At 60.2% G+C, this 17,301-nt stretch carries 17 protein-coding genes; 3 read left to right on the top strand and 14 right to left on the bottom strand.

Features of this window, described 5'->3' with window-relative positions; translation table 11 throughout:
* From WBR68_RS16920 to WBR68_RS16900, 5 genes are all read right to left on the bottom strand, one after another.
* On the bottom strand, positions 1-207 hold the full coding sequence (locus WBR68_RS16920; RefSeq protein ID WP_230694790.1) for a tail protein X: 207 nt from the start codon (positions 205-207) through the stop codon (positions 1-3).
* Entirely contained in the window at positions 207-677 is a 471-nt protein-coding gene (locus tag WBR68_RS16915) for a head completion/stabilization protein (RefSeq protein ID WP_230694789.1), read from the bottom strand. Before WBR68_RS16915 ends, WBR68_RS16920 begins: the two co-directional genes overlap by 1 nt.
* 93 nt (positions 678-770) lie before the next feature.
* On the bottom strand, positions 771-1,541 hold the full coding sequence (gpM, locus tag WBR68_RS16910) for a phage terminase small subunit (protein WP_230694788.1): 771 nt from the start codon (positions 1,539-1,541) through the stop codon (positions 771-773).
* The gene (locus WBR68_RS16905) at positions 1,541-2,581 is read right to left on the bottom strand and encodes a phage major capsid protein, P2 family (RefSeq protein WP_230694787.1); all 1,041 of its coding nucleotides are present in this window, start codon (positions 2,579-2,581) and stop codon (positions 1,541-1,543) included. The genes gpM and WBR68_RS16905 overlap by 1 nt, the downstream gene beginning before the upstream one ends.
* Before the next feature lie 30 nt (positions 2,582-2,611).
* A complete protein-coding gene (locus WBR68_RS16900; RefSeq protein ID WP_230694786.1) occupies positions 2,612-3,469 on the bottom strand; it encodes a GPO family capsid scaffolding protein in 858 nt (285 codons plus the stop codon).
* Between the two features lie 161 nt (positions 3,470-3,630).
* Here WBR68_RS16900 and WBR68_RS16895 point away from each other — a divergent pair, with 161 nt between their 5' ends.
* Both WBR68_RS16895 and WBR68_RS16890 read left to right on the top strand, forming a co-directional pair.
* Positions 3,631-5,382, top strand: a complete 1,752-nt coding sequence (locus tag WBR68_RS16895) for a terminase large subunit domain-containing protein (protein WP_230694867.1) — start codon at positions 3,631-3,633, stop codon at positions 5,380-5,382.
* Entirely contained in the window at positions 5,379-6,446 is a 1,068-nt protein-coding gene (locus tag WBR68_RS16890) for a phage portal protein (RefSeq protein ID WP_230694785.1), read from the top strand. Before WBR68_RS16895 ends, WBR68_RS16890 begins: the two co-directional genes overlap by 4 nt.
* 587 nt (positions 6,447-7,033) lie before the next feature.
* Here the strand turns inward: WBR68_RS16890 and WBR68_RS16885 are convergent.
* From WBR68_RS16885 to WBR68_RS16865, 5 genes are all read right to left on the bottom strand, one after another.
* Positions 7,034-8,113 (bottom strand): DUF4062 domain-containing protein, encoded by a 1,080-nt coding sequence (locus tag WBR68_RS16885; RefSeq protein ID WP_230694784.1) that lies wholly within the window; start codon positions 8,111-8,113, stop codon positions 7,034-7,036.
* A gap of 603 nt (positions 8,114-8,716) precedes the next feature.
* Positions 8,717-9,310 (bottom strand): hypothetical protein, encoded by a 594-nt coding sequence (locus WBR68_RS16880; protein WP_230694783.1) that lies wholly within the window; start codon positions 9,308-9,310, stop codon positions 8,717-8,719.
* A 298-nt stretch (positions 9,311-9,608) separates the two neighbouring features.
* Positions 9,609-10,313 (bottom strand): DUF1120 domain-containing protein, encoded by a 705-nt coding sequence (locus WBR68_RS16875; RefSeq protein ID WP_230694782.1) that lies wholly within the window; start codon positions 10,311-10,313, stop codon positions 9,609-9,611.
* A 45-nt stretch (positions 10,314-10,358) separates the two neighbouring features.
* Positions 10,359-11,060, bottom strand: a complete 702-nt coding sequence (locus WBR68_RS16870; RefSeq protein WP_230694781.1) for a DUF1120 domain-containing protein — start codon at positions 11,058-11,060, stop codon at positions 10,359-10,361.
* Positions 11,061-11,244: 184 nt separating this feature from the next.
* A complete protein-coding gene (locus WBR68_RS16865) occupies positions 11,245-11,964 on the bottom strand; it encodes a DUF1120 domain-containing protein (protein WP_050447150.1) in 720 nt (239 codons plus the stop codon).
* A 180-nt stretch (positions 11,965-12,144) separates the two neighbouring features.
* Here WBR68_RS16865 and WBR68_RS16860 point away from each other — a divergent pair, with 180 nt between their 5' ends.
* Positions 12,145-12,846 carry a response regulator transcription factor gene (locus WBR68_RS16860; protein WP_050447151.1) on the top strand — a complete coding sequence of 234 codons (702 nt, stop codon included), beginning with the start codon at positions 12,145-12,147 and terminating at the stop codon, positions 12,844-12,846.
* A 40-nt stretch (positions 12,847-12,886) separates the two neighbouring features.
* On the opposite strand, the gene WBR68_RS16855 is transcribed toward WBR68_RS16860, so the two are convergent.
* From WBR68_RS16855 to WBR68_RS16840, 4 genes are all read right to left on the bottom strand, one after another.
* Complete coding sequence (locus WBR68_RS16855) at positions 12,887-13,498, bottom strand: hypothetical protein (RefSeq protein WP_230694780.1); 612 nt, start codon at positions 13,496-13,498, stop codon at positions 12,887-12,889.
* A gap of 32 nt (positions 13,499-13,530) precedes the next feature.
* The gene (locus tag WBR68_RS16850; protein ID WP_230694779.1) at positions 13,531-15,966 is read right to left on the bottom strand and encodes a fimbria/pilus outer membrane usher protein; all 2,436 of its coding nucleotides are present in this window, start codon (positions 15,964-15,966) and stop codon (positions 13,531-13,533) included.
* A gap of 104 nt (positions 15,967-16,070) precedes the next feature.
* Positions 16,071-16,778 (bottom strand): fimbria/pilus chaperone family protein, encoded by a 708-nt coding sequence (locus tag WBR68_RS16845; RefSeq protein ID WP_083447380.1) that lies wholly within the window; start codon positions 16,776-16,778, stop codon positions 16,071-16,073.
* A 186-nt stretch (positions 16,779-16,964) separates the two neighbouring features.
* Complete coding sequence (locus WBR68_RS16840; RefSeq protein WP_050447155.1) at positions 16,965-17,195, bottom strand: hypothetical protein; 231 nt, start codon at positions 17,193-17,195, stop codon at positions 16,965-16,967.
* Between the last annotated feature and the right edge of the window lie 106 nt (positions 17,196-17,301).

The following is a 17,301-nucleotide window of genomic DNA, read 5'->3' as shown; positions in this document are numbered from 1 at the left end:
TCAGTCCCAAAGTTTGACGGCAGGCGCCGCCGATGGTTGAGGGGGGGTGTCCGGCAGCGTCACGACCTGGCCATGCGGCAGCACCGCGCCCAGGTCGGCCAGGCCGGGATTGAGTTCGTAGGTTTGTTCCACCACGTCGCGCGTGGTGCCCAGATGCCGCCAGCACAGGGCGTCCACGGTGTCACCTTGGAGCGCGCGCACTTGCATCAGATAAGCTCCACCGTGCTGCGCGAGCGGCCCTTGATGAGCGAAATTGCCCACAGTGCGTCACGCCGCAGATCAGCCGGCGCATCGGACAACGCTTCCTGCTTGCGCTGCCCTGCGGCCGATACGTCGTAGTCCGGCATGCGCTCGATAAGCGAGGCCTTGGCGTAGCAGTAGACGGCTTGCATGTAGCTGTGCAGCAGCATTGACTTGCCATCGATGACCGTACGGCTTGGCACGTCGCCAAGCGTCGTATACCCCTCGGCTCGGCGTGCCTCGGTCCAGTCCACCAGGTCTCGGCCCACTTCGAGAATCGCGGTGACTAGCGCTTGACGCAGCCGAACCGCTGTCACGGTTCCGTCGTCCAGACGCATAGCGGCGCGCGCGTCAGACGGGCTGACGTCAGGCCAGAAACCATCGTTCTCGATGGTGCTCTCATTGGCAGGCTTGGGGGTGGTGGCGACGAAGCTCATCTCTGCGTGTCAGTGATCGGCGGTGGGCGGGGCGTCCGGTCGGGCAATGCCCACCTTCAGCCCCGCGCCGCCGTGTGCGTTGGGGGCACTCGGTTATGCCTGGGGCGGCGCATCTTCCCCCCGGGCGGGCGCGGTCGGCGGCTGGCCTTCCTCGCCGGCCTGGGACGGCGCGCCGCCTTCGGCTTTCTTGATCTTGCGTTCCAGCTTTTCGATGAGCTTGACCACGCCAACCGCCGCGTCGAGCTGCTTGGCGCGGTTCAGGTGCTGCAGCGCGGCGGCAGCCATGCGGCGGGCGTCGTCGTCGGCCAGGTCGCCCGCCAGGTGCGTGAGGGTTTCACCCATCACGCGGTGAAGCTTGGCGCGGGCTTGGTCGGGCGCGTCATGGTCATCGGTGAGCACTTGGAGCGTCAGCAGCTCATCGAACAGGCGCTCGTCTGGCGCCATTCGGCCGCCCAAGACAGCATCCGTGACTTCATCCAGCAGCAGCGTTGCAACGTCGCGGTTGTAGTGCGCAGGCAGCTTGATGTCGTGACGCAGCACGTAGGCACCGATATCCAGCGCCGGACGAAATTGCAGCGTGTCCAGCAGCCACACCATCACCGTGACAATCACATCGTCCTGGCCGCCCTTGTCAACGCCCAGCACGCCCTGCACATAGTCGCGGTACTTGCCCAGCATCTCGCGCTTGAGTTCGATCTTGCGTTCGATGGACTGCACCGACTTGAGCGTCCGTCGGTCGTTCACCAACGCATGCATCATCAGTTCATAGGGGCCGGAAGTCGGGGCGGGGGCATCGGCCGGCCGCGCCGCAGCGGCGAGCGCCGCCGCCACACGCATCTGATGCCGTTTGACCAGGCCGGCCATTATTCGCCACCTTCACCGATGGGGTTGCCTTCCGCGTCCAGCAACTGGAGGTTTTCCAGCAGCGCGCAGCAACCGTAGTCTTCCAGCGCATAGTCTTCGTTGGACGACTCGTAGAATTCGACGCGATCGCGCTCCGGCGCTTCCTTGATGTGGCGGCGGCGGCTTCCTTCCTGCACATAGATGGACAGGTTGTCCAGGCGTGTGAGCATCACGGTGCCGGCCGGGAAGAACGGCACGGTGACAGCGCGCTGACCGCCGACACGCTTCTGGCTCATGATGATGTCGGTGGCGACCTTTTCGGTGGCGGCCTCGCTGTTGTTGACGAGCGGGAAATACTTGTCGTGCAGCAGGCCGCGCCCGACGATTGCGACCAGCTCGGTGTCGTCTTGAAACCACGGGTCCAGCGCGGTGACCAGATCAAAAACGGCGGCGTCGATGTTGGCGAAGTCACCGCCCTTGCCGATCCGGACCTTGCTGCCCGATGCGGCGCCTTCGCTAATCACGCGGGACGCAGCGCGCTCGCGCATCTTTTGCAGCCATCCCTTGTTGACGTCCTGCAGCAGCGGGTATTGCGCCAAGCTGGTGTCAGCGGCGGCGTGCGTACCATTCCAGCCCACCATGATGCGATCCAGGGCTTGGCGCTTCAGCACGGCGTCACGGACCATGTTCTGAAAGGCCTTGTGCCGCGCCCAGGCGTCGAGCTTGGCGTATTTCAGGTGCGTATCGAAGTTGGTCTTGACGCACTGGTAGCCGTTCGGATCGAAGGCGGTGATGTCGCGCGTTTCGCGGCTCTTCGTCGTTGTGTCGGTGCGGCTGGCCGAGGGGCCGGAGACGCCCAGGCCGATTTTCTCGCCGATCTGATCCACGACGATGGGCATGTTGATGGAGGTCAGGAAGGCAGAGCTTTCCTGAATTTTCTGCTCCATCGTCTGTTGGATGGAAGGATCAACGGAGAAGGACGCCGACGTGTCGGATACGCCGTTCAATTGGGCGACGCGCGCCCGGTACTTGTCAAACTGCTTGCGGGTTTCGTTACGCATGGGTGTTGCTCCTGAATTGGGAATTTGGGCTTAGCAGTCGGTTTCGACTTCACCACTACCGCCGGTCGCGGTCGGGCGCTTGTTGTGGTTGCGGTCGGTAGAGTCGAGTTCCTTGCGCAGCGCATCGAATTCTTCACGCGAAACGGCGCTCTTCTTGAAGGTCGCCAAGTCGTCCCGCACCGCTTTGATTTCGGCGTCCTTGGCTGTGGCGAACGTTTCCAGGTTTTTGCGCAGTTCGGCGGAAAATTCGCTCATGCCCGCCGGCAGGCTGGCCGTCTGTTCGGGCTTCGTCGCCGGAACCTGCTGGCCGTTCAAGAAGCTGAATAGCTTGCCCAGGTTTCCGAAAAAGGTCTTCGTGGATTCGTCGGGTTCTTCAGCCGTCTCAGCGCTGAAGTCCAGCGCCACCAGCTCAGCGGTGGTGAACAGGTTGGTGGGCTTCTGCTTCTTATGTGCCAGCGGGCTGCTGGCCGGGTCTTTGATGCCGGCGCAGAAAGCCAGATAGTCGGTGCCCAGGCTAGCGGGCGAGTCCGTAACGGCCAGGCCCATCAGTCCACACTTGCCCGTTCCCGCGAAGTCGGGATCAATTTCAATGGACGTGTAGACCTTCTGACGCGCTTTGTTGAACGCGATCAGTTCCGGGGTTGGGTCGAGCTGGGCGAACAATTCCGCCTTGCCCTCGGCGTTGTCTTCCACCTTGACCGCCAAGACGTCGCCATACGCCTTGAAAGGGCTGTCCGGCAGCAGGCCCCGGATGTGTTCGAGATTGATGCGAGCGCCATACTTCTTCGGGTCGTAGGTCTCTGCGATTTCGTGCAGCCATTTTCGTTCGATGACGCGGCCATCGGTAGTCTGGCCTTCCTGGGCAATGCGGAAAAACTTCTTGCTCATGGCGGGTATCTCGCTGAGTGGTTGATGTGCGTGGTGGCGGTCTTTCAGTGTTGCCATGTTGGCCGCTGTGCCGGGTGCGCGCCACGATGTAAGGATGTGCATCGCGCAGCGACAACACCCCTTCTCACGCGCGCGCGAAGATTCCCGGCAGCATGGCCACCATGTTGCAAATCACGGAACCTTTCGACCCTCGCCGCCGCGCGCGACATCTCTACTGGATGGGGTGGCGCGTGTCATCTATCGCCCGTGAGCTGGGTGAGAAGCGCACGACGGTTCATAGCTGGAAGACGCGCGATAAATGGGACGAGGCGACCGCAGCGCAGAAGATCGAAAGCAGCCTCGAAACCAGGCTCGCCACGCTGATCGCTAAGGACCGCAAGGAAGGCATCGACTTCAAAGAGATCGACCTTCTAGGCCGCCAGCTTGAGCGCACCACGCGCGTGCGCCGGTATGAAAGCGGCGGCAGGGAATCGGATCTGAATCCGAATATCGAACGCCGCAACGCAAGCCCGAAGAAAAAGGCCGAGCGAAACGCCATTAGCGAAGAACAGGCGGCCAAGCTGTTGCAGGCCTTCGAGCGCGAGATCTTTGGCTACCAGAAGGTCTGGCACCGCAACGCGGATCAACGCACCCGCATGATCCTGAAGAGCCGACAGATTGGCGCGACCTGGTACTTCGCCCGCGAAGCCTTGCTTGACGCCATCGCCACCGGGCGCAATCAAATTTTCCTGTCTGCATCGAAGGCCCAGGCGCATGTCTTCAAGCAGTACATCATTGCCTTCGCGCGTGAGCATGCAGACGTAGACTTGAAGGGCGACCCCATCGTTTTGCCAAATGGCGCACAGCTCATATTTCTAGGCACGAACGCTCGCACCGCCCAGGGCCACCATGGCAACTTCTATTTCGATGAATATTTTTGGGTGCCCCGCTTCACTGAGCTGAATAAGGTCGCCAGCGCGATGGCGCTGCATAAGCAATACCGCAAGACGTATTTCAGTACGCCGTCCTCAATGTCACATGAGGCTTTCAAGCTCTGGAACGGCGACCAGTTCAACCAGCGCCGTCCGAAAGCCGAGCGCGCGCCCATCGATGTCGGCCATGCCACCTTGAAGGACGGCATGCTTGCAGCAGATCGGAAGTGGCGGCAGATCGTCACCATCCTGGACGCGGAGGCAGGGGGCTGCAACCTCTTCGACATCGACGAGCTGAGGCTTGAATACAGCCCAGATGAATTCGCCAACCTGCTCATGTGCGAGTTCATTGACGATACGGCCAGTGTGTTCCCGTTGAAGGTCATGCAATCGTGCATGGTCGATGCCATGGTTGATTGGACGGATGTGAATTGGTTTGGGTTGCGGCGTTATGGCCTGCATCCCGTCTCCATTGGCTACGACCCTTCGCTATCCGGCGACTCGGCTGGCCTTGTCGTCATGGCCTTGCCGACGAAGCCGGGCGGTCCCTTTCGCGTCCTTGAGCGTTACCAGCTACGCGGCGAAGAGTTTGAGGACCAGGCCGACCGCATCAAGAAGCTCATGCAGCAATACAACGTTGTCGACATTGCGATTGACGCAACAGGCCTGGGGCATGGTGTCTATCAGCTCGTGAAAAAGTTCTTTCCTCGCGTGCGGAAGATCATCTACAGCCCGGAAGTGAAGACACGTCTTGTACTCAAGGCGCAAGAGCTGATACGCGCGGGCCGGTTTCTGTTTGACGCGGGCATGAACGATATCGCGGCCGCGTTTATGGCTATCCGCAAGACCGTTACCGCGAGCGGCAACGCCGTGACCTATACCGCCGGGCGCGCAAAAGAAACGAGCCATGCGGACCTTGCATGGGCGTGCATGCACTCGCTCGATTATGAATCCCTGGCGGGCGATAGCGCAGGCCGGACAATCTTGGAGATCAATTCATGAGTACCCTTGTCGATCATCACGGCGCCCCAATGGCCCGCAGCGCCGGCGTTGCTTCGCGAGTGACTGCGGACACCTTTTCGTTTGACGACGCTGTGCCCGTCATGGACCGGCGCGACATTTTGGATTACTTGGAGTGCTTGGACAACGGGCGATGGTATGAACCGCCTGTTAGTTTTGAAGGCCTGGCCAAGTCCTTCCGCGCCAGCACGCACCACAGCAGCGCCATTTACTTCAAGGCAAACGTTGTGGCCAGCACATACATTCCGCATCCGTTATTGCCCACAGCCACGGTCAAGGAGCTTGCACTTAATTTCCTGACCTTTGGCAACGCGTTCATTGAGCGGCGTCTTAGTCGCACGGGAAAGGTGGTTGGCTTGCGTCATTCGCTGGCGAAATTCACCCGCGTAGGTGTGGAACCTAGCACCCACTTCTTCGTGCCGCACTCGCGCATTGAGCATCCATTCGAACCTGGCAGTGTCTGGCATTTGCGCGAGGCCGATATCAATCAGGAGGTTTATGGGCTTCCCGAATATCTCAGCACGTTGCAAAGCGCCTGGTTGAATGAGAGCGCCACGTTGTTCCGGCGGCGCTACTACAACAACGGTAGTCACGCCGGGTTCATCATGTACTTCACCGATGACGGGGCCAGCCAGGAAGATGTGGATTCCATCCGCACGGCTCTGAAGAACGCCAAAGGGCGGGGCAACTTCCGCAATCTGTTTCTCCACTCACCCAACGGAAAAAAGGACGGCATGCAGATTATTCCGCTCAGCGAGGTGGCGGCGAAGGATGAATTCTTGAACATCAAGGCGGTCACCCGTGACGATGTGCTCGCGGCCCACCGCGTGCCACCGCAGCTCATGGGCATCGTGCCGGGCAACACGGGCGGATTTGGCGCTGTGATGCCTGCTGCCCAGGTGTTCGCGCGCAACGAGATTGCACCACTTCAAGCCAGACTGTCCGAATTGAATGCGTGGCTTGGGGTGCCGGTAATGCAGTTCAAGCCCTATGTCGTCGGTGGCGAGACCGACGACGACGCCGGCACTCGTCCGCCCCTCATCTGAAGGCGCTGCTTTCGATGACGATCAGCCCCGCATGCGGGGCTTTTTTTCGTCTGTGCCGTGCGCTCTAGCGCTGCCCGCCGCGCTTCGCACCTGGCTTTACTGCGTGCGCTTCATTCAAGCACGGCTCTCCCACCAGGTAATCCTGCAGCTCCGCTATGCGGTCAAGAATGTCCTGACGGTGGCGCAGGCCGGCCGCGCTACGCAAGCCCGCTTCAAGGGCCACAACGACGCGCTGCAGGCGCCAAATCTCCCACGCCATAGCGCACGCCTCAGCGGTGGGATTGCGGGCGTACAGCTCGCGTATGCGGGCCGCAGGCAGGGGAGCGGGTGGTGGTCGGTCAAAGAAGTCCATGGGGCGTCTCGCAATACTGTATAAATATACAGCATTTCGCCTGCTGCGAGGTCTGGCGCGCAGTTCTCCCCCCGCCGCGCCTGCGCGCTAAATCTGCAAGAAAAGACTCGACTATGCGTCGCCCCTTGGCGCCAGGGTTGGCGCGCCTCTGCGGGGCGCTGGTCGCGATGTCCACATGACGCACAACGACGCAGGATCGACGCAATTTTGCGACACGTAGCCGGGGTCAATAATCCTAGTCTTCAGCCGTTGCTTCGTCGCTGATAGTTGATTCGTCTTCTTCTTGGCGACGTATGGCGCGCAACCGGGTCATCACTTCGTCTCCATACGGGGTGAGCGTCCAATAAGTGTCGACGTCCTTAACACTTCTGGGTTTGTCGTTCTTGGCAATTAGGCCAAGAGCACGGAGCTGAACTTTCACTGTTTGGAAGTCGTCCGGGTGAAGCACGAACCCTTGCAGCTTGAGTCCGGAAAACTTCTTAGTTTTTTCCAGGCGCTCCATGTTCTTATGTTGAACGAAGAGGTTTAGCGCCTTTCTTAATGTTCCGTCGCTCGCCTCGTGGATCATTAACGGTGCGATAGCTGCAAAAATTTCATTCCAGCTGGCGCTAAAGTGGGCGGTCCATTTTTGGGTGGTGAAATGGCGATCGTAGGTCTGGAACCCGTACTTAATTTGGTGATATTCATCACCCTGAGCTAGATCCTCTGATCCCCGTGGGGCAGATGTACGAGCGCGGTCAAGCTCGCTTTGTAGTTCTTCGACTTGTCGGCGCAACTTAAGGAGTTCAGTGGTGGCCTCTCGATCTGCCAACTCATTAGCCCTAACCCACCCCACGGCGGGAGTGGACTTGATTAGTTGAATCAGGCTTCGGCTGACGACCGATCCGAGTTCCTGTGGACTAGACCAGTGCTTGCAGAGCCTCTTCTCTACGGATTCACGGAACGACTGGAGCTTGGCCTTCCCTTCCGCTGTGGCCTCGGTGTTGTCCGCAATTATCTTTCCTGGGTCCCGGTGCAAAAACGCAATCGTCGGCTTTTTCTTCGACAAGGCGTACCGATATTCCATCTCCGTATAGCTGATGCCTTCCGGGCCGATTGACCCGTACCTGCCCCCTAGGATCAGAACGTAGTAATCGCAGTCGTCAATAACCCGTTGGATGAGACTCCATTGCGTCTCATCTGCGGCTGGGAATAGCTCCATTCCCGAAGGAATGCAGTCCAGCTCCAAAAGTGCATGCATCACCTCCTGTCGCTCTTGTTCGAGATCGCGGAAGGTGCTGCTGACGAAGATTTGATATCGCTTTTCCAACTTCATTCCCTATTCGCAAAACAATCTACATGAGGCGGCCGGCGGCTTGCTGTGTCTTTACCAAACATTGATAGGTGTGGGACGGTTCAAGGCACAGGAGACTGCGACCGAGCGTCTTTGACGGGGCCAGCGTGGAATTTTCGCAGATTGAGGGAGGGGCTGGGAAAAACCTAACCTTCCTAACCGGGCGCGAAAACATAATTTAAGTCATTGATCTATATAAATAATATTGGTTAGGGTTAAAACCTAACCTCACCTAACCTAAATCCTAACCAATCCGTAAGTCATTGATTTGTATAGATATCTATTTTTTAAAAGGTTAGGGTATAGAAACCTAACCGGGTTAGGCTTTGGTTAGAAAAAGGTTAGGTTTTTCGAGAGTCCGGAAACCCGCATGAATAAAGGTTCTCCGGGCTGTTCGCTATGTGTGGTTAGGAAGGTTAGGTTTTTCCCAGCCCCTCCCGAAATATTGGAAACGCCGCTTTTGCCTGCTGGTTTCAGACGTGCGCGCCTCTTCTGCCCCGCCTCTGGACCGCCGAGCCTAGCCAATATGTGCATGCCGGCGGCGCCTGGCGCGGCGCGGGCGTCGCCGTTGCCCGGTTCGTCAAATTAAAAGGCTGTCGGTGGCTTCTGACGCCGCGCGTGAAACCTTGTGGCCACGACTTGGTATAGGGCGAACGTTCGCAGCCATCCTCTGAGGTTGCCAGAAGACGCGTAGACCTCCAGGCCAGTAATCGTCGCTGCCCCTTTTTCGGCGGCATCATCCAATATGACGAGCAGGGAATTTAGGCGGCCGAGCCGCTCCTCGTTGTCCATCCCATTCCAGTGGTCAACAAGGACATTTAAGCCTTGGCGAAACGCTGCGATCTTCTGATATGCGTAAGCGACCGCGCGAGCATGTTCCGTTCCCAGGAGGCCGATTCGTCCTGCGTTCGCCTCGTAGATGAGATCGCGCACCGTCTCGCTGGTGTTGCGGGGTGGCATCTTTGGAAGTTCGCCCGCCTCTACCTTTTGGCGAAGCGTCCAAAGCGCGGGATTCAGCATTTCGGCCCCTCCGAAATGTCCCGCAAGCTCGCCCGCGATTGCTGCTGCGAGCGCGGTACCGTCTCGATGGCGGCGGTAGTCCTCAGCTAAAAAATTGGTGGCTATAGCGCCGAAAATTACTCCGCCCACCGCGATCAACGCGCCGTTAATGTCGCTCACAACACCGCTCCAGAATGAATTGCGGTCATTATCCAATCGAAGGGCGGATAGTAGCGATGTGAGTGGCCCACTTATCCTTATGCTCTGAAGGTATTTCGGCGGGTATTTTTGATTTCCCGTACAAGCTAAACGTAAGGCTCATGCGGGTTGCCGACGAATGTGCGGGTGACCCTCTGTCCGCCAAGAACATTGATGGTAATTACCATCTAATCCCTACCGATCCGGTAGGGATGAAAACGATAAGGCCCTCGACTTCAATGAAGTCGAGGGCCTTTTTGTATGGCCACGGGCCACGAGGCTACAGGTAGCGCAACGTGAATGTCACCGAACCATCCAGTGGAATTTCCTTGGACGTCGGCAAGGCAGTGGTTCCGTTCAACACGGGTGTCACGGCCAAGCTGACGGATACTGTCGTGATGGGCATGGCGGTGGCATCTTTGCCGAACGAGTATTCGTCCGCCGGATTCACGTTGATGGTGTCTATGGCGGACTGAACAGGCCAGCTTGCGCTGCCGCGTGGACGGGAAAGGACCATGGACGTACTTTGGAAGGGCGGGACGCCGTCAACCACCGTGGCGTGGGGACGTACCAGCAGCACGACGGCACCGATCTTGACATCGTCGATACGGCCCAAACCCCAAGCGTGAGGCGTGCCGTTCTGCGGATTTTGATAGGGCCATGGCATGTCGTTGGCGATGGCTTCCTGACGCGTGATGGCAGTATCCGGACGGTTCTCCTGAACCGTGAAAGAGACGCGCGTGGGGCCGCCACACGCGATTTCCAGGCGTGGACGCTGTTCAGGCAGCAGCGTTCCATTGCGGTTCAGACTGTGAAAGGGCAGGGTGCCAAAGTCGACGGGGCTTGCCCCGCCAAAGCCCATGCTGCAGGCTGGCGGGGTGAGTTGGCCGCCGATGACCAGATCGGCCTGGTTAGTGGCGGCATGCGTGGTGCTTGCCGCAGCCAGAGCCAGACCGACGCAAAGGCGTGGCAGGGTTTTCGTCATGTGAGCGAATGGGGGCAGGTTCGTGCGGGTGAGGTTGGATCGCGGTTACAGGTAACGCAACGTGAATGTGATCGAACCGTCCAGCGGAATTTCGTTCGCGGCGGGCAGGGTTGATGGTTGCCCGATCATGGGGGAGAGCCCGATCGCCAACTGCGCGTTCGTAATCGGTACGGCGGGTCCGCCTGTCGGGCCGAACGAGTATTCAAAGTCAGGGCTGAGGTTGAGCGAGTAATGCGATGACGCAACCGACCAGCTATTACTGCCTGTGGGGCGTGCCAGGATCTTCTGCACTCCCGCTGTGGTCAGGACCGCCCCGTCGACCGTGGTGGTCTGCGGGGTGATCAATGCAATCAATGCGCCTGTCTTGATCTGTTTGCCGTCTGCAAAACCCAGCCCCCAGGAATATTTGGGGCCATTCACGTCATTCTGGTACGGCCAGTTCAGGTTGGGGGCTTCCTGGATCGTGATGCCCGAGCCTGCCCGGTTATCCAGCGCGACAACACTGACGCGCGTGGGGCCGCCGCAGTTGATTTGTAGAGCGGTGTCTTTGCTGCCCAGTTTCGTCCCATTGTTGTCCAAGGCGTTGAACACGATGGAGTCAAAGTCGAGCGTTGCGTTGCCGCCAAAATGGGCGTTGCATGCTGGCGGCGTGAGCTTGCCTGTCACGTTGAGATCGCTGTTGCCGGCAGCGTGCGATGCGGCAGCTAGCGTGGCAAACGCCACGCCGACGAAGAATTGATTTTTCATAATGAACGTTCCTGATGTCAACAAATGCCGTCCTCGAGAGGCAGCGAACGAGCTGGTTCTGGCGTTGCCCAATTGCAGCGAGGCTGTGCGGCCTTCAACGGTCGCACAGCCGTACGCTGCGCTTGTTTCAAGGGCTTGCCCGATTGCGAGGGTGCGCCACAGCGCGCCCTCCGCGGTACCCTTCTTACAGGTAAACCAGCGAGATCGTGGCGCTGCCATTCAGGTTAATGGCCTCGGTGGTCGGCAGAGCCGCGGCGCGGTTGATCGTCGGGGTGACGGTAAGCGAGCCAGTGACCGAGTCGACTGCTGCAGGCGTGGCACCGGCACCTGGCGAACCCACGAAGAAGGCGTAGGTGAAATTGGGGCTGATGAACTGCCGCTGTATGGTCTCGGCGAGCCAGGTGCGTTTGTCCGCGCTGTAGAGGACGGTGGCTTTGTTCAAGTCGGCTTGGACGTCGCCTTCCTTGAAGCCGAACATGTAGCCGCCGATAGGAATTTGAGTGCTGTCGGGTCCCGCAACGGAACCCAAGCCGAAGATGAAGGCGTCGGTGATGGTGGCGTTGTTTGACCCCCATGCATTGACGTTTAACGAGGCTTTCAGAACTTTGCTGCTGGCGCGGTTGTCTACCACGTGCAGGCCGACGCGCGTCTTGCCCTCGCACGTGATGTTCAGGCCAATTGTTTTGGAGTCAAGTTTGGTGCCGTCGAAAACGAGTGAGTTAAATGCGTGCTCACCGAAGTCGAGGGTGCCTCCGCCGTCAAGCGACAGGTTGCACGACGGCGGGGTGATGCGGCCGGTGATTGTCAGGTCCGCGGTGGGAGCGGCTTGGGCGGAGGCGGCGATCAAAAAGCTTGCGGCCAGGAGGTATCGCAGAGCGGGCAGGGGGCGTACCGAGTGATTCATGACTATCCAGTTTCTGGTGGAACAAAGGAATCACTCTAGGAAACGCATGACTTTTAGGATATAGGCATGCGCCTAATCTTCATTACGGTTGTGTAAACGGCTGCGTTACTATTTGTCCACGTTGGTTTTTCGTTCAACGAGAAACAGTGGAAAATCTGGGCTCTACCGGGGAATTCCATATTGTCAGCATCCAATTTTCATCCGTTGCGCATCGCAATCCTGGATGACCATCCGGTGGTGCGGGCTGGCATGTCCGCCTACCTGTCGCAAAACCGCGACATCTTTGTCATAGGCGAGTTCGAGACCAGCCGCGACATGATCCGGACGCTTGTGGATCAACCCGTCGATGTGCTGTTGATCGACTACTCATTAGGTCCGACTGAAGTCGACGGCATTTCGCTGATCAAGATGTTGCGCATCAAGTTTCCCGACGCGCGCATTCTGGTGTTCTCCGCGCTCTACGATCCGGCCACGGTGGCGTTGGCCCTGCGTTCCGGTGCGCACGGTTTTGTGGGCAAGGGCGGGCGCGAAGAGGAAATCGTGCTGGCGCTACGCAAGGTGGCGGCGGGCGGTACCTACTGCGATCCCCAGATGACTTACCTGCTGTCTGGCGCAAGCACCGAGCAGATTGAGCCCTTGGCGCGAGACACGCCGGCCGACCCTGCCTTGTCCGCCTCGACAAGCGGCCTGCTGGATGGTGCATCGTTGTCTGGGCGCGAGCGTGAAGTGATTCGCTGCCTGCTCGCGGGGATGACCATTTCCGACATCGCGATCAAGTTTGGCCGCAGCCCCAAAACCATCAGCGCGCAAAAGGGCACCGCCTATCGCAAGCTGGGGGTCACAACGGACAACGGCCTGTTCAAGCTGTGCGGGCTTTTGTAAGCGCCGGCATTCAACCGCGTGGATGGTGAACGGGCATGCGCTACATGTCCACCAATTCAAGCTGCAAGGTCGCCGACCATACCGTCTGGTCGGCGACGCGAACGTCGGCATCGGCGACTTCAGGGTTCAACGCAATCTGGGCGGTAAGACTGCGTCCGGCACGGCCATGTTCCAACATCACCGTGTCGCCGGGCCGCAGGGAGATCCGGGGCTGGGCGCCATGAGGCGCGTCTGGGTTGACCAGACGGGTTTCATCACCGTCGATCCGGACGTGACTCAGGACGATGTGCAACGCGCCGGTGCTGGCGAATTTCGTGGCGCCATGTTGCCCTGCGGTGGCGTTCAGACGCAGTGCGATGGGGCGGGCAGTAGGGCAGTTGATGGTCAACGGCACCAGACGCGGCTCAAGCTGATAGCGCCGGTTGCCGTCCAACGTCAGTTGTCCGGCGGTGAAACTGCCGTAGTCGACGGTGGCTTGGCCGAATGACATCATGCAGCCCGCTATCGGCGCCGCGGCTGCTCCGCGCATCATGGGCGGGAAGGGCGATGCTTGCGCCGCCGCGGGCGTGGCCCAGGCGGCGGTCACGAGCAGCGTTGCCACCGCCAGCGCGGGCCGGCACGATCGAACGAGACGAGAGTTTGCGAGAGTCATGGGTTCCTTTTGCGATGAGCGGGATGGGGCGGCTACGGGATGCACGTCGCCTGGGTGCGCTCGTACAACGCGTTCAGGTCGGGTGTGTCGGCGATGTCGAATTCGAGCGTGCACGACGCTTCTTCCGTGGGCGACACGCTGAACGGTGTGGCCCCTGCCAGCATGTCGGGCAGGAAGATCTGGCCGCCGCTGCCCACCAGCGTGACGAACACGCCATTGGCATCCAGCACGGCCGCGCCCTTGGACACCGGCGAGCCGTCAGGGTAGGTGGCGGTCAGCAACGCACGGCGAACCGTAACCACCTTGAAGTCCACGGCCGATACCGACCCGCGCGCCGGGTCGAGGCTGTAGCGGCCGTTGATCAAGTCCACGTTGCGCGCCAGTGATGTCGTGGCGACCTGGATCTGCCCGTTACGATAAGCAGGCAGCGACGGGATGACGGCCCGGCCCCAGAGGTCGGTCCACACACTGCCCGCCGGCGTGCTCAAGCGTATGCCGGACAGACCACCCACCGATGCGATGGCGAACGTGTCCTGCACCCGGTAGGGCGAAAAGCTCAAGCCATGTGCGTGCCCGACCAGCCCACCGCGCATGCGTGCGGAATGGCTGTACCCGCCCTTGAAACTGCTGGCCGCCAGGTTCAGATGCGTATAGGCCGAATTGACACCGACCGAACCGGAATAGCTGGTCTGGCCGTGAGAACTGGTGGTGGCCGCGAGGGTGTAGCTGCTTCGCTCGTTGATTGATGCGCCAGTATTGACGCCATAGCTTGTGCCGCTGTCCTGGCGTTGCATCGACGCGCTGACCCTTTGCTTGCCCAAGGGCAAGCTCAGGTTCAGATACATGAGGCTGCCCTGATTGCGGTGGCTGGAACCCATGTCGCGTTCGAAAGACAGCGACACGCTGGCCCGACCGAAGCTCTTGCCCCAGCTGAAAATGCCGCGACGCGATGAATTTCCGCGGGTACTCAGGGATTCGCTGACGTTCATATTGAAGCCGCCCAGCGTGGATCCGCTCCAGCCCAACCCTGCGCTGATCTGTTGCTTGATACGGTCTTCGCGAAGATGCGGATACCACTGCGTACCGCTAGTCGGCCTGTTGGCGCTGTCCAACACCTCGCTGTAGCCGTCGGTGCGCCGCAAGAGCGAGAGGTTCGAAGACACGCCCGGCAGCACTTGCCCCGAGACCGACACGATGTGCTGCGAGCCGCTACGCCCGGTGCGCGAATTTTGCGAGAAAGTGCTTTGTACGCCGGCCTGGATGCTGCCGGGCAGAGCCATATCCGAGCGGGCGCCGAGCGACCGATAGTCCTGGGTCAGCAATAGTCCGGCCGCGATGTTGGCGCGCCTGCCCAACGCGATGCCGTATTCGGCCGCCGCGACCGGCATGGAGCCGCCACCTCCCGCATCCGTTTGGCGCAGCGTGCCCAAACCGCCGGTGAATCCAGTGGGCGCGCCAACACGGTCTACCTGCAACGCGGCCGCGGGCACGTAGAACACACGCTCTTCGCCCGAGGTCTCGTGGATCACAACCTTGAGGTCTTGCGTCAATGAGCGGGGCAGTACATCGGTCATGGTGAACGGGCCTGGGGGCACGATGGCGGACGCCAGTGGAATGCCGTTCTGCGAGACTTCGACTCGGGCCTGTGTGTGGGCGATGCCGGTGATGGGCGGGCCTTCCTGTTCGCTACTTTGTAATGCGGTTTCCGGAAACAGTTGCATGCCGTTGACGGGAACGCCGGCAAACAGCGAACCGCGCAGATTGATTTGCCCCGCCTGAAAGGTGGTGTGCCAAGAGGGCAATGTACGCTGGGCGTAAGCATCGACGTGGTTCCACGTCGACTTCCCGCCGTTATTGGAATAGGTGCTGTTGCTGCGCAGGATCCAATCGTTCGCGTTCAGGCCCAGTTCGGTATAGGCCTGCAGATATGTCGACTTGCCGCCGAGATGGCGCGTCTGGCTGGACAGTACGTCGTAGTTCAGGATGGCGGCGCGTCCCCCCGATTGATAGGTCGTGGCGGTGGCTGCTCGGTCCATTGCGCCGGGAGGCGCGACGATGTCCACGGTCATGCGTTCGGGCTGTAGCGCGATGGTGGTGGTGGGCCAGGCCTGAAGAAATGCGTCAGGACAGGCCTGTGGGTCGCTGCGTTGCGCTTCAGGCACCTTCAGTTCGGCCAAGGTCAGCAGTTCCGAACTCAGGCAGAGTCTGCCGTCGGTATCGAATGTGGCCAGGGCGCGCCCGACGTTGCGCCCGTTGACGCTCACGTGCACGGTGTGTTGGCCCGGCATGAATTGTGGCCCGTTCTTGAAGTGCGATGCGATGGCCGGATTCAAGCCGCGGCTTTTCAGGGTTTCAAGGTCGAACCCGCCTGCACCGGGTTGCGCGATGGCAGCCCCGTGCAGGCACAGCAGGAGGCTCGCGGCGACGAAGGCGCCACCGCGAGCATTGCGTAAGCGGTTGCAGAACATGAAAAGCCACGAGTGGAGCCGGCGCGCAACGCCCGCAAGACCCAGTTGCCGGGTCTTGCGAGCATGGCCAAGCGTGTTGATGCCCCGCGGGGGCAGTGATGCCGTCAGTTTTTGATCGGCGCGTCGAAGGACGAGACTTGATAGCCGTAGACGCTGGCGGGATACAGGCGAACGCTTGACTGTCCGGCTTGCAGGGGGGCCTCTGTGCCGACCAGCTGCAGCGTTTCACCCGGCAAGACGTACGTCTTGGGCAGGATCAGCGCCTGATCCGACGGCTGCACATTGACGCGTTGGTCCATGCGCACGATGTAGGGGCTGGGGTTGTGCACCGTCAGCTTGCCGTCTTGCACAGTCCACTGCAGCGAGCGCCACGGCGCATTGTCGTTGGCGATCTTCTTGGGCAGCGCGATCAGCGGAAGATCCTGCCTGATGGTCAGGTGCAGCTTGTTGCCCTGTTCACCGGTTTGCGGAATGCCTTCGAAGATGGCGCGCTTCATGCGCTGCGCGTCCAGCGGCTTGTCGTGGGTGAGCAAAAAGCGCACCAACTGCGTTTTGCCGGGAGCCACCACGGCAGCGGGCGGCGACACCATGACCCAATTTTCTTGGTCTTCGGCAATGTGTTCGATCATGGAGATCAGCAGCACGGGTTCGTCACCCGTATTCTTGATGCCGATCGTGCCTTCGCCGGTATTTTCGTGCACGAGCACAACCGACGTTTCAGGCTGAATGCCCATTGCAAGGGCTTGGCTGGCGGGGAAAAGGAGGGCGAATAGAGATGCCGCGACGATGCGCGGGAAGGTGTTCTTGAACATGGAGATATCGCTAAGGCATCGGCCCAAAGGGCCTTGAAAGCGTAGCAGTGTAGAAACCGGCTCGTTCGCCTGATATAGGCGAACGCCTATTTCGCGTGTTCAAGTGCAGCGGGCCGAACCGTTGCCGGTCCGGCCCGCACGCCAACCGCGTCAAGCGGCCCGCGCATCATCGTTCGTCGCGCGGCGTCAGGTTTTGCGGTTCTCGTAGGACGTATCCAGCACATCGTCCTCGGGCGTGATGACGCCGGGTTCTCCAGGTTGCGCAATGGCGCGTCCGTCGCGTGGCATGCCTGCCACTTGCTTGCTCTGATCCGGCATCGGTAGCGTTTCCGTACCTTTGCGCGGGTCGGTGGGCGGGCGTGGGTCAACGGCCTTGGGGTTGGCCGGGGCTTGGGGGTCGGGGGCAGTTTTCAACATGGCTCTTGCTCCGCTTGCGGGCGTCCCAGGATGGCGACGCGCCTGTGTACCTGCGGTTTATCTTAGACCTTGAGCGCGCGCTCGCAGCCATCTGGCCTGTCACGTT

Source organism: Achromobacter sp. JD-1 (assembly GCF_038594925.1).
GTDB classification, from domain to species: domain Bacteria; phylum Pseudomonadota; class Gammaproteobacteria; order Burkholderiales; family Burkholderiaceae_B; genus Achromobacter; species Achromobacter spanius_C.
The sequence above is the reverse complement of the archived record's forward strand: the minus strand, read 5'-3'. Positions and strand labels throughout refer to the sequence as shown.